Source organism: Pseudomonas sp. P179 (assembly GCF_000478485.2).
GTDB classification, from domain to species: domain Bacteria; phylum Pseudomonadota; class Gammaproteobacteria; order Pseudomonadales; family Pseudomonadaceae; genus Pseudomonas; species Pseudomonas aeruginosa.
In genome coordinates this window covers 4,579,481-4,592,063 of the sequence record NZ_KI517354.1, presented here as the reverse complement: position 1 = coordinate 4,592,063, position 12,583 = coordinate 4,579,481, and the positions used below count along the sequence as shown (strand labels likewise).

The 12,583-nt window shown below is 64.9% G+C and carries 11 protein-coding genes; 2 read left to right on the top strand and 9 right to left on the bottom strand.

Going from position 1 to position 12,583, the window contains the following annotated elements; translation table 11 throughout:
* Positions 1–4 precede the first annotated feature (4 nt).
* Positions 5–583 carry a cob(I)yrinic acid a,c-diamide adenosyltransferase gene (locus HMPREF1224_RS33480; RefSeq protein WP_003106516.1) on the top strand — a complete coding sequence of 193 codons (579 nt, stop codon included), beginning with the start codon at positions 5–7 and terminating at the stop codon, positions 581–583.
* 70 nt (positions 584–653) lie between these two features.
* Here HMPREF1224_RS33480 and HMPREF1224_RS33475 read toward each other — a convergent pair whose 3' ends face one another.
* The 5 genes from HMPREF1224_RS33475 to HMPREF1224_RS33455 all read right to left on the bottom strand — a co-directional run bounded on the left by HMPREF1224_RS33475 (position 654) and on the right by HMPREF1224_RS33455 (position 7,582).
* Positions 654–1,601: a Nudix family hydrolase gene (locus HMPREF1224_RS33475; RefSeq protein WP_003112754.1), complete on the bottom strand. Its 948-nt coding sequence runs from the start codon at positions 1,599–1,601 to the stop codon at positions 654–656.
* 53 nt (positions 1,602–1,654) lie between these two features.
* A complete protein-coding gene (locus HMPREF1224_RS33470) occupies positions 1,655–2,290 on the bottom strand; it encodes a glutathione S-transferase family protein (protein ID WP_003116203.1) in 636 nt (211 codons plus the stop codon).
* Positions 2,291–2,410: 120 nt separating this feature from the next.
* On the bottom strand, positions 2,411–3,628 hold the full coding sequence (gene argJ / locus HMPREF1224_RS33465) for a bifunctional glutamate N-acetyltransferase/amino-acid acetyltransferase ArgJ (RefSeq protein WP_003110156.1): 1,218 nt from the start codon (positions 3,626–3,628) through the stop codon (positions 2,411–2,413).
* A gap of 146 nt (positions 3,629–3,774) precedes the next feature.
* Positions 3,775–6,525, bottom strand: a complete 2,751-nt coding sequence (gene secA / locus HMPREF1224_RS33460) for a preprotein translocase subunit SecA (RefSeq protein WP_003112752.1) — start codon at positions 6,523–6,525, stop codon at positions 3,775–3,777.
* Positions 6,526–6,658: 133 nt separating this feature from the next.
* Positions 6,659–7,582, bottom strand: a complete 924-nt coding sequence (locus HMPREF1224_RS33455; protein ID WP_003123289.1) for a M23 family metallopeptidase — start codon at positions 7,580–7,582, stop codon at positions 6,659–6,661.
* Positions 7,583–7,662: 80 nt separating this feature from the next.
* On the opposite strand from HMPREF1224_RS33455, the gene HMPREF1224_RS33450 reads away from it, so the two are divergent.
* Positions 7,663–8,124 carry a DciA family protein gene (locus tag HMPREF1224_RS33450; RefSeq protein WP_003148130.1) on the top strand — a complete coding sequence of 154 codons (462 nt, stop codon included), beginning with the start codon at positions 7,663–7,665 and terminating at the stop codon, positions 8,122–8,124.
* A 60-nt stretch (positions 8,125–8,184) separates the two neighbouring features.
* Here the strand turns inward: HMPREF1224_RS33450 and lpxC are convergent, their stop codons facing one another.
* The 4 genes from lpxC to HMPREF1224_RS33430 all read right to left on the bottom strand — a co-directional run bounded on the left by lpxC (position 8,185) and on the right by HMPREF1224_RS33430 (position 12,582).
* On the bottom strand, positions 8,185–9,096 hold the full coding sequence (gene lpxC / locus HMPREF1224_RS33445; RefSeq protein ID WP_003094111.1) for a UDP-3-O-acyl-N-acetylglucosamine deacetylase: 912 nt from the start codon (positions 9,094–9,096) through the stop codon (positions 8,185–8,187).
* A gap of 112 nt (positions 9,097–9,208) precedes the next feature.
* Positions 9,209–10,393 (bottom strand): cell division protein FtsZ, encoded by a 1,185-nt coding sequence (ftsZ, locus tag HMPREF1224_RS33440; protein WP_003103118.1) that lies wholly within the window; start codon positions 10,391–10,393, stop codon positions 9,209–9,211.
* A gap of 50 nt (positions 10,394–10,443) precedes the next feature.
* Positions 10,444–11,697, bottom strand: a complete 1,254-nt coding sequence (gene ftsA / locus HMPREF1224_RS33435; RefSeq protein ID WP_003094115.1) for a cell division protein FtsA — start codon at positions 11,695–11,697, stop codon at positions 10,444–10,446.
* Positions 11,698–11,718: 21 nt separating this feature from the next.
* A complete protein-coding gene (locus tag HMPREF1224_RS33430) occupies positions 11,719–12,582 on the bottom strand; it encodes a cell division protein FtsQ/DivIB (RefSeq protein ID WP_003094118.1) in 864 nt (287 codons plus the stop codon).
* Position 12,583 lies beyond the last annotated feature (1 nt).

The window sequence follows — 12,583 nt, the reverse complement described above, 5'->3', positions numbered from 1 at the left end:
ATCCATGGGCAATCGATTGTCGAAGATCTACACCCGTACCGGCGACCGCGGCGAGACCGGCCTGGCCGGCGGACGCCGGGTGCCCAAGAGCCATCCACGCATCGAGGCGATCGGCGCGGTGGACGAATTGAACAGCCAGTTGGGCCTGCTCCTTGCCGAGCTGCTGGAAGCGCGTGGCGCACATCCCGGCCTGGAGGAGATCGTCCAGGCGCTGGCGCCGGTGCAACACCGCCTGTTCGACCTCGGCGGGGAGCTGGCGATGCCGGAGTATCGGGCCCTGGACGAGACGGAAGTGGCACGCCTGGAAAGCTGCATCGACCGCTGGAACGACGAGCTGGGCCCGCTGAAGAATTTCATCCTCCCCGGCGGTTCCCGCCTGGTCGCCCAGGCCCATGTCTGCCGCAGCCTGGCGCGCAGTGCCGAACGGCGCTGCCAGGCGCTGGACCAGGAGGAAACGCTGGAGGGCGTCGGCCTATGCTACCTGAACCGGCTCTCCGACCTGCTGTTCGTCGCCGCCCGCGCCATCGCCCGGCGCCAGGGCGTGGCGGAGATTCTCTGGGAGGCGGCGGCAAAACCGGACTGACGGTGAGCGAGGGCTCGGCATCGAGACGAAAAAAAGGAGGCCGAAGCCTCCTTTTTTCTTCATTCCACCGTCAAAGGCCGCCCGGCCAGAACGCACGGATACCCGCCACGCCCTGGGCTCCATGCTCCCAAGCCTGCTCGGCTTGCTGCGGACCGAGGCCACCCAGCAGGTAGACCGGCTGGTTGAAGCCGGCGATCAGTTCGGCGGCCTTGTCCCAACCCAGCGCCGGCTCGCCGGGATGGCTCTCGGTCGGCTGTACCGGCGAAAGGGTGACGAACTCCACTCCCATCGAGGCAGCCAGGGCCAGTTCCTCCGCGTCGTGGCAGGAGGCGGCCAGCAGGCGCCCTTCGGGGAACGGCCGACCGGCGCTGGCGTATTTGCGCAGTTGAGCGGAGGTCAGGTGCCAACCGGCAGCCGGGAAGTCGCCCAGCCACTCCAGCGGGCCTTTCAGCATCAGTTGCGCCTTGCCGGCGCAGAGTCCCTGGATATCGATGGCGAGATCGCGGTATTCGGGACTGAACATGTTCGGCGCGCGCAACTGGATCAGGCGGATGCCCGCCTCCACCGCCTTGCGTACGCCGCTGATCAGCTCGCCCGGCTCCAATCCGTCCGGGGTGATCAGGTAGTGCGCCGGCAGGCGCGCGGCCTGGACGATCGGCGCGTTGGCGGCGGGGAACTCGTAGTCGGCCAGCTCGCGCGGCTCCACCCAGGCCAGCGGTTGGCCCTCGGCGCCGTGGGCTTCGCCGGAAAACCCGTCGACCTCCCAGACATCGAGCAGGACGTGCTTGTCGGCATAGTCGTGCCGGACCTGGATCAGCGGCCGGGCCCGCTCGACACGGATGCCCAGTTCCTCTTCCAGCTCACGGGCCAACGCCGCGCGCACCGGCTCGCCGTCCTCCACCTTGCCCCCGGGAAACTCCCACAGGCCGCCCTGGTGCTTGTCTTCCGGCCGCCGGGCGATCAGCACCCGGCCATCGGAGCCACGAATCACGGCCGCGGCGACATGTACTCGTTTCACGGATCATCTCCTCGCTACTGCCGTCACGCACCGCCGGAAGCGGCGGACGGCCATCAACTACCGGCCTGCTCGCGCAATGCCGCGTCGTACCAGGCGCGGAACGCAGGCCACTGATAAATCGTCTCGACATAGGTCCGGGCGATATCCGGCAACTCCACCGCATAACTGCGGAAACGCGCCGCCACCGGTGCGTAGAACGCATCCGCCAGGCTGGCGTGGCCGAACAGGAACGGACCGTCCTGGCCGAAGCGCCGCCGGCAATCCGCCCAGGCTTCGCAGATACGTTGAATATCCTGTCGTGTCGCCTCGGACAATTCCACCAATGGCTGCTGGCGCCGCAGGTCCATCGGCAGCTCGCCGCGCAACGCGGCGAAACCGCTGTGCATTTCCGCGCAAACCGAACGGGCCAGCGCCCGCGCCGCCTCGCCGCGCGGCCACAGGTGGGCCTCGGGGAAGCGCTCGGCGAGGTACTCGGCGATGGCCAGGGAATCCCAGATGTCGCCATCCTCGCTTTTCAGCAAGGGCACCTTGCCGGTCGGCGAATATTGCAGGATCCGCTCCCGGGTATCGGGCCGCCCCAGCGGGACGAGGATCTCGTCGAACGCCGCCCCGCTCATGCGCAGGGCCAGCCAGCCCCGCAGCGACCAGGACGAGTCATTGCGATTGCCAATCACGATGGTCAGGGCCATGCGCCTCTCCTCTTCGGCCGCCCGACGCGGACGGCCATGCACCAGAGAACTTAAGAGGCGCACGGACCGATGGCAAATTCCCGATTTTCATCCATCGATGAAGGATCGGAATGCCTGGCTTCAGGTGCGGTACTCTGCGTTGATCTTCACGTATTCGTGGGACAGGTCGGTGGTCCAGATGGTCTCGCTGCAGGTGCCGCGTCCCAGTTCGATGCGGATGCCGATCTCGGCCTGGGCCATCACCGCCGCGCCCTGTTCCTCGGTGTAACTGGCCGCCCGGCCGCCACGGCTGGCGATACAGACGTCGCCAAGGAACACGTCGATCTTGCTCACGTCCAGATTGGCCACGCCGGCACGTCCGACCGCGGCGAGAATGCGTCCCCAGTTCGGGTCGGAGGCGAACAGCGCGGTCTTGATCAGCGGCGAGTGGGCCACGGCATAGCCGACATCCAGGCACTCCTGGTGGGTGGCGCCGCCGTTGACCTGAACAGTGACGAACTTGGTCGCGCCCTCGCCGTCGCGAACGATGGCCTGGGCCAGCTCCATGGAAACCTCCAGTACCGCTTGCTTCAACGCGGCGAACAGCGCGCCGCTGGCCTGGGTGACTTCCGGCAGCGCCGCGCGACCGGTGGCGATCAGCATGCAGCAGTCGTTGGTGGAGGTATCGCCGTCGATGGTGATGCGGTTGAAGGACTTGTTGGCGGCGTCGCGCAACAGATCCTGCAGCACGCCCTGGGCGACCTTGGCGTCGGTGGCGATATAACCGAGCATGGTCGCCATGTTCGGCTTGATCATCCCGGCGCCCTTGCTGATTCCGGTGACGGTCACGGTCACGCCATCGTGCACGAACTGGCGGCTGGCGCCCTTGGGCAGGGTATCGGTGGTCATGATCCCCGCGGCAGCTTCGGCCCAGCGGTCCTCGGCCAGGTCGGCCAGGGCCGCAGGCAACGCCGCCTCGATCTTGGCCACCGGCAGGGGCTCGCCGATCACCCCGGTGGAATATGGCAGCACCGAAGTCTCGGCGACCCCGGCCAGTTCGGCGAGCTTGGCGCAGGTTTGCGCGGCGGCGGCGAGGCCGGCCTCGCCGGTACCGGCGTTGGCGTTGCCGGTATTGGTCAGCAGGTAGCGCACCTCACCGAGGAAACGCTGCTTGGCCAGGGTCACCGGCGCGGCACAGAACGCGTTCAGGGTGAACACCCCGGCCACGCTGGAGCCTTCGGCGCAGCGCATGACCACCACGTCTTTGCGCCCCGGTCGCTTGATGCCGGCGGAAGCGATGCCGAGTTCGAAACCGGGGACCGGGTGCAGGGTGGACAGGGGGCCAAGACCGACAGCCATGGGAACGCGCTCCTTTACCAAACAGTGGACTCGATGCCGTCTGCGACGGCGTGACGGAAAACGCATCGGCGCCGGGCTGGCGCCAATTCGAACAAACGCCGCGAGCGGCAGGACCGGTCGCGGCGTTGGTGAACCAGGCGGGAAGCTTAGTCCAGCTGCCCGTGGCAGTGCTTGTATTTCTTGCCGGAACCGCACGGGCAAGGCTCGTTGCGGCCGATCTTCTGCTCGTTGCGCACAGGCTCGAGCGGCACGACCGGAGCCGGGCCCTCGGGAAGCTCTTCTTCCTCGCCGGCCACGGCCTGCTCCATCGAGGGAGCCTCGGCGTGCTGGAACTGCATGCGCTTGGCCAGTTCCTCCGCCTCGCGACGCAGGCGGGCCTCCTCTTCGGCCGGGTCTTCGCGACGGACCTGGACGTGGGACAGCACGCGGATGGTGTCGCGCTTGATCGAGTCCAGCAGCTCCTGGAACAGGGTGAAGGACTCGCGCTTGTATTCCTGCTTCGGATTCTTCTGCGCGTAGCCACGCAGGTGGATGCCGTGCCGCAGGTGGTCCATGGTCGACAGGTGGTCCTTCCACAGGTCGTCCAGCACCCGCAGCAGCATCTGCTTCTCGAAGGCGCGCAGGGCTTCGGCGCCGGCCAGCTCTTCCTTCTCGTAGTAGGCGGCGACGATCTGCTCGAGGATCTTGCTACGCAGGGTTTCCTCGTACAGCTTGTCGTCTTCGTCCAGCCACTGCTGGATCGGCAGGCGCACGGCGAAGTCGCTGTACAGCGCAGCCTCCAGGCCTTCGATGTCCCACTGCTCGGGCAGCGACTGCGGCGGAATGTGCTGGTTGATGGTGGCGCTGAGGGTTTCCTCGCGGAATTCCTTGATGGTCTCGCCCACGTCCTCTGCCGACAGCAGGGTATTGCGCATGTGGTAGATCACCTTGCGCTGCTCGTTGGCTACGTCATCGAATTCCAGCAGTTGCTTGCGGATGTCGAAGTTGCGCCCTTCGACCTTGCGCTGGGCCTTCTCGATGGCGTTGGTCACCATGCGGTGCTCGATCGCCTCGCCGGACTGCATGCCCAGCGCCTTCATGAAGTTCTTCACCCGGTCGGAGGCGAAGATCCGCATCAGGTTGTCTTCCAGCGACAGGTAGAAGCGGCTGGAACCCGGGTCGCCCTGACGACCGGCGCGGCCGCGCAACTGGTTGTCGATCCGGCGGGATTCGTGGCGCTCGGAGGCGATCACGTGCAGGCCGCCCGCCTCGATCACCTGCTGGTGGCGCTTCTGCCATTCGGCCTTGATCTGGGCGATCTGCTCCTCGGTGGGGTTCTCCAGGGCCGCGACTTCGACTTCCCAGTTGCCGCCGAGGAGGATGTCGGTACCGCGGCCGGCCATGTTGGTGGCGATGGTCACCGAACCGGGCGCGCCAGCCTGGGCGATGATCTCGGCTTCCTTCTCGTGGTACTTGGCGTTGAGCACCTTGTGCTCGATGCCTGCCTCTTGCAACAGCTTGGAAACGTACTCGGAACTCTCGATCGACGCGGTGCCGACCAGGATCGGCCGGCCGAGGGCCTGGCACTGCTTGATGTCGGTGATGATCGCCGCGTACTTCTCTTCCTGGGTCAGGTAGACCAGGTCGTTGAAGTCCTTGCGCGCGATCGGCCGGTGGGTCGGGATCACCACCACGTCGAGACCGTAGATCTGGCGGAACTCGAAGGCCTCGGTATCGGCGGTGCCGGTCATGCCGGCCAGCTTGTTGTACAGGCGGAAATAGTTCTGGAAGGTGGTGGAGGCCAGGGTCTGGCTCTCGGCCTGGATCGGCAGGCCTTCCTTCGCCTCGATGGCCTGGTGCAAGCCCTCGGACAGGCGACGGCCAGGCATGGTGCGGCCGGTGTGCTCGTCGATCAGGAGGATCTGGTCGCCCTGGACGATGTACTCGACGTTGCGGTGGAACAGGGTGTGCGCGCGCAGCGCTGCGTAGACGTGGGTCAGCAGGCTCAGGTTGTGCGCCGAGTAGAGGCTCTCGCCTTCGCCGAGCAGGCCGTTCTGGCTCAGCAGGTCCTCGATGAACTGGTGGCCCTGCTCGTTGAGTTCGACCTGGCGGGTCTTCTCGTCGATGCTGTAGTGGCCTTCCTCGGTCGGCTTGCCCTCGACCTCTTCGACCTGGCGCTTGAGACGCGGGATCAGCTTGTTGATCTTGATGTACAGCTCGGAGCTGTCTTCGGCCTGGCCGGAGATGATCAGCGGGGTACGCGCCTCGTCGATGAGGATCGAGTCCACTTCGTCGACCACGGCGAAGTTCAGCTCGCGCTGGAACTTGTCGTCCAGGCTGAAGGCCATGTTGTCGCGCAGGTAATCGAAGCCGAATTCGTTGTTGGTGCCGTAGGTGATGTCGGCGGCGTAGGCGGCGCGCTTGTCTTCCGGCGGCTGGAAGGGAGTGACCACGCCGACGCTGAGGCCGAGGAACTCGTACAGCGGGCGCATCCAGTTGGCGTCGCGGCGCGCCAGGTAGTCGTTCACCGTGACCACGTGCACGCCCTTGCCGGACAGCGCGTTGAGGTAGACCGGCAGGGTGCCCACCAGGGTCTTGCCCTCGCCGGTACGCATTTCGGCGATCTTGCCGTCGTGCAGGGTCATGCCACCGATCAGCTGGACGTCGAAGTGGCGCATGCCCATCACCCGCTTGCCAGCCTCGCGAACCACGGCGAAGGCTTCGGGCAGCAATTGGTCGAGCGTTTCGCCCTTGGCGTAGCGCTGCTGGAATTCAGCCGTTTTCGCCTTCAACTGCTCGTCGGAGAGCGCCACCATCTGGGGCTCGAGCGCATTGATGGCCTGTACAGCCTTGGCCATGCGCTTTACATCACGCTCGTTCTTGCTTCCAAAGAGTTTCTTCAACAAAGGCGCAAACATATCGACTTGGTCATCCACACGTGGGGAATGGAAGGCTCACCCATCCGGCGGCCCGTGCCGATCAACGGCATGAAAGGGAACATTCTACCCGGAAACGGGTATGAGAAAAGTACAGCAGATCAATGCGCGTCGCTCACTCGGAAACAGACGCGCGTGCGATGAAGCTTTGCGGATTCATTACCCGGCCATCCTTCATCACTTCGAAATGTACGTGGTAGCCGGTGGAGCGTCCGGTGCTGCCGACCTTGGCCAGCACCTGGCCGCGCTTGACCAGGTCACCGACCTCGACCAGGTTCTTCTGGTTATGGGCATACAACGTGGTGTAGCCATCGGCGTGCCCGACCTCGACCACGTTGCCATAGCCGTTCTTGCGCCCGGACCAGGTCACCACCCCCGCCGCCACGGCCACCACGTCGCTGCCGGCCGGCGCGGCGAAGTCGATGCCCTTGTGCATGCTCAGGCGGCCGCTCACCGGATTGACCCGGCGCCCGAACGGCGAGGAGATGTAGCCCTGGCGCACCGGCTGGCCGGCCAGGTAGGTCGACTGGCTGATGTGCTTGTCGGCGAGCAGTTGCTCCAGCACCTCGAGCTGCTGCTCGCGGGTATCCAGGCGTGCCGCCAGTTCGTCCAGCGTCGCCATGAACGACGGCGGGGCATAGGCGCTGCCCTCCAGCGGTTCGTCGACGCCACCCTGGCCGACGCTCAGGGAGAAGTCGAACTCGTCGGGGTCGACGTCGGCCAGCTCGGTGAGACGTTCGCCGAGGGCATCCAGCCGAACCAGGCGCGCCTGCAGTTCGCCGAGATGCACGCTCAGTGCGTCCATCTGCCGCTGCGCGTCCTCGCGGGCGCTGCTGATCTCGGCGCTCTGCGCCTGCAGCGCGGCATCGACTTCGATGCCGGCCACCGGAGCCGGCGCGCGGAACAGCCAGGCGCCCAGGAAGCCCCCGGCCAACAGGCTGGCACCGACCACGCAGGCCCCGGCCAGCATCAGCAACCGCGGCTGCAGATGGACGGAGCGAGCGGCCCCATGGTGCCGGCTCAGAAAAATGATGTGCATGACTTATCCTTCATACGGGCCGGCAGTAGCGAAACGCTTTCTGCTACCATTCCGACTCAGTAACCCCCAGGCTTCCCGCCATGTCTTTTCGTCCCTTGCCCGCCCAGGCATCGACCCAGTTGCTGCGCCAGGCCAGGCCGCTGCAGATGCTGTTCGCCGAAGCCCAGCGCATCTGCCGCCTGCAGCAACTGCTGGAAAGCCAGTTGCAACCGGCGGCGCGCCCGTACTGCCATGTGGCTTCGTGGCGCGGCGGTTGCCTGCTGCTGATCGTCACCGATGGCCACTGGGCCACACGCCTGCGCTATCAGCAGCGGCGCCTGCAGCGGCAGCTGCAGGCTTTCGAAGAATTCGCGAACTTAGCGAAAATCCTTTTCAAGGTGCAACCCACCACGTCCACACAACGTGCGGCACGTCGCAGCTTGACCCTGTCTGCCGTCGCGGCGGAAAACCTTCGCGAATCCGCCGAGATCGTCGGCAATCCACGCCTGCGGGAAGCGCTCGAGCGGTTGGCAAGCCGCGCCGAGAAAAGCCGGCAAGAATAAATCCCGAAATAAAAAGAGGCCACCCTGAGGTGGCCTCCAAATATGGAAAGGAGAGTTTTCCTACACTGCCGCCGCCGGGCGCATATAGGAAATAGGCGCGGTACGCGCGTCTTCGAAGGTCACCACTTCCCAAGCATCCTTGTCTGCGATCAACGTACGCAGCAGTTGGTTGTTAAGGGCATGGCCGGACTTGAAGCCACGGAACTCGCCGATAAGACTGTTGCCGAGCAGATACAGGTCGCCGATGGCATCCAGGATCTTGTGCTTGACGAACTCGTCCTCGTAACGCAGGCCGTCTTCGTTGAGCACGCGGTTCTCGTCGACCACGATCGCGTTCTCCACGCTACCGCCGAGTGCCAGGTTCTGCGAACGCAGGTACTCGATGTCGCGCATGAACCCGAAGGTACGGGCGCGGCTGACCTCCTTGACGAAGGAAGTACTGGAGAAATCGACCGAGGCCTGCTGGGTGCGACCACGGAAGACCGGATGATCGAAATCGATCTCGAAGCTGACCTTGAAGCCGTCGAACGGAACGAAGACGGCGCGCTTGTCGCCCTCTTCCACGCTGACTTCGCGCTTGATGCGGATGAACTTCTTGGCAGCTTCCTGCTCTTGCAATCCGGCGGACTGGATCAGGAATACGAACGGACCAGCGCTGCCATCCATGATCGGCACTTCCGAAGCGGACAGCTCGACGTAGGCGTTGTCGATACCCAGGCCGGCCATGGCCGAGAGCAGGTGCTCCACCGTATCCACTTTGACGTCACCCTTGACCAGGGTGGTCGACATGGTGGTTTCGCCGACGTTCTCGGCCCGGGCCGGGATTTCCACGACCGGATCCAGGTCGGTGCGGCAGAACACGATACCGGTGTCCACCGGCGCCGGTTTCAGGGTCAGGTAAACCTTTTCCCCCGAGTGCAGACCGACGCCAGTAGCCCGGATGATGTTCTTCAAGGTGCGTTGTTTGATCATGGCTTTGGCCGCTTAAGCGCTGACTGCGAACTGTTTTCAACAATGGCCGGCGATGATAGCAGAACCGGCCTTTGCTGAACACCAATCACATCTCTACTCCTGATTAATTACTTCAATCGGCCTGACGACGCAGGAACGCCGGGATATCCAGGTAATCCAGGTCATCCTGCGGGTTCAGCTTGGCCGCGGTCGCCGCGCTGCCGTGAGACTGGTTGCGCATCACGGTAGGACGGTCGAGGTCGCGGTAGTTCACCGACTGCTGCTCGCGCTGGGCCGGAGCGGCTGCCTGGGTTGCACTGCCCTGCACGGTGTTGTCGACGACCTTCACCGGCTTCTCCAGGCGCGCGCCCAGGCCGGTGGCGACTACGGTGACGTGCAGTTCATCGCGCATGTCCGCGTCGATCACGGTGCCCACCTTCACAGTGGCGTGCTCGGAAGCGAACTGTTCGATGATGTTGCCGACATCGGAGTACTCGCCCAGGGACAGGTCCGGACCCGCGGTGATGTTCACCAGGATGCCGCGCGCGCCCTGCAGGTTGACGTCTTCCAGCAGCGGGTTGCGGATTGCCGCCTCGGTGGCCTCGCGGGCACGGTTCGGACCGCTGGCGCAGCCGGTACCCATCATCGCCATGCCCATTTCGCTCATGACGGTCTTCACGTCGGCGAAGTCGACGTTGATCATGCCCGGACGCTTGATGATGTCGGAGATACCGCGCACGGCACCGGCCAGCACGTCATCGGCCTTGGCGAAGGCGGCCAGCAGGCTGGCGTCCTTGCCGAGGATGGTCAGCAGCTTCTCGTTCGGGATGGTGATCAGCGAATCGACGCTCTCGGCCAGCGCACGGATGCCCTCGTCGGCGATCTGCATGCGCTTGCGACCTTCGAACGGGAACGGGCGGGTCACCACCGCGACGGTGAGGATGCCCATTTCCTTCGCCACTTCGGCGATGATCGGCGCGGCGCCGGTACCGGTGCCGCCACCCATGCCGGTGGTGATGAAGACCATGTCGGCGCCTTCCAGCACTTCGGAAATGCGCTCGCGATCTTCCAGAGCCGCCTGACGACCGACTTCCGGATTGGCGCCGGCACCCAGCCCCTTGGTGACGCCCGGGCCGAGTTGCAGAACGGTGCGCGCCGCGATGTTCTTCAGCGCTTGTGCGTCGGTGTTGGCGCAGATGAACTCGACGCCCTCGACGTTGTTCTTGGCCATGTGATTGACGGCGTTGCCGCCACCACCACCTACACCGATCACTTTTATGACGGCGGTTTGTGCGATGTTATCGACCAGTTCAAACATTTCCCCTCTCCTTCCTTTCTAGTTTTGTCGCCTACTGTTACCGCGTTGAATCAGAAATTGCCCTGGACCCAGCGTTTGAGCCGCTCCAGGACAGGTGCCTTGGGTTCGTCGCTGCTGTAGCTGCTACCTGACACAGACATCGACATGCCATCGGACTGCTTCTGCAGTCCGTACATCAGCAGGCCGACGCCCGTCGAATAGATCGGGTTGCGCACCACGTCGGTGAGGCCCTTCACGCTATACGGCACGCCGAGGCGTACCGGCATGTGGAAGATTTCCTCGGCCAGCTCGACCGCGCCTTCCATCTTCGAGGTGCCGCCGGTGAGGACGATCCCTGCGGGGATCAGGTCCTCGTAGCCGCTGCGGCGCAGCTCGGCCTGGACCAGGGTGAACAGCTCGTCGTAACGAGGCTCGACCACTTCGGCCAGGGCCTGGCGCGACAGTTCGCGCGGCGGCCGGTCGCCGACGCTGGGCACCTTGATGGTCTCGCCGGCACCGGCCAGCTTGGCCAGAGCGCAGGCGTAGCGGATCTTGATCTCTTCCGCGTACTGGGTCGGCGTACGCAGGGCCATGGCGATGTCATTGGTGACCTGGTCGCCGGCGATCGGGATCACCGCGGTATGGCGGATCGCGCCTTCGGTGAAGATCGCGATATCGGTGGTGCCGCCGCCGATATCCACCAGGCACACGCCCAGTTCCTTCTCGTCCTCGGTCAGCACCGAATAGGCCGAGGCCAACTGCTCGAGGATGATGTCGTCGACCTCGAGGCCGCAGCGGCGCACGCACTTCTCGATGTTCTGCGAAGCATTCACCGCGCAGGTCACCACGTGCACCTTGGCTTCCAGGCGCACCCCGGACATGCCCAGCGGCTCGCGCACGCCTTCCTGGTTATCGATCACGTAATCCTGGGCCAGGGTATGCAGCACCCGCTGGTCCGCCGGGATCGCCACCGCCTGGGCGGCATCCAGTACCCGTTCGATATCCGCCGGGTTCACCTCGCGATCGCGGATCGCCACGATGCCGTGGGAATTGAGGCTGCGGATGTGGTTGCCGGCGATGCCGACGAACGCCGAGTGGATACGGCAACCGGCCATCTGCTGGGCCTCGTCGATGGCGCGCTGGATCGACTGCACGGTGGACTCGATGTTCACTACCACGCCCTTCTTCAGGCCGCGGGACGGATGAGTACCGATGCCAACGACCTCCAGCTGGCCATCGGCCGTCACCTCGCCCACCAGCGCCACCACCTTGGAGGTACCGATGTCGAGGCCGACGATCATCTTGCCGCTCTGCACGCTTGCCATGGTTATTACTGTCTCCTCAACTCACTGCACGGCGCTGGCCGTGGCCACCGTCGCGGGCGTGACCGGCTCGCGCCACGCAACGGCGAGGCCGTTGGGGTAACGCAGGTCGATCCGCGCAATGTTCGAAATCTGATCTTTGAGTGCCTTGTCGTAGATGCTTACGAAGCGGCGAATCTTGTCTACCACGTGGTCGCGCCCGATCTGGATCTCGACGCCCTGGGCCGTGGTCAGCGCCCAACCGCCGCGATCGCTCATTTCCAGGCGGGCGATGGAGAACCCGAGGGGACGCAGCAACTGGCTGAGTAACTGGTATTGCTGCATCACCTGCTGTTGCGCCCGCTGTGGACCATGCAAGCGGGGCAGATGTTCATAATTCGCCAGTTCCTTTGGCGTAAAAGCCTGTCCCTGGTTGTTCAGCAGCGCTTCGTCGCCCCACCGCGCGATCGGCAGTTGCTCGTCCAGGCGGATCACCACCTGGTCCGGCCACACCCGGCGCACCTCTGCGTGGGCGATCCAGGGCATCTGTTCCAGTTGCCCGCGCATGCCCGCCAGGTCGATGGTGAAGAAGCTCGCCGCCAGGTACGGGGAGATCCGCTGCTGCACCGCGCGCTGGCTGATGTAGCTGAGGTCGCCCTCGACACTGACCTTGGCGATCGGCCGGTCGGCGTACGGCAGGATGTACTCGGCGCCGCGATAGGCGCCATAGCCGAGAACGGCCAGCAACAGCGGCCAGGCCAGGTACTTGAGGAAACTGAAGTCGGCTTTCGGCAGGCGCACGCTCAGCGGTTCCTTGGCCACCAGACGGCTGGCGCCGCGCGGCATCGGCTTGCGCGGAGCGCGGCCGAGTCCACCGGGTTGCTGATGACGGAGCAGTACGCCATTCATG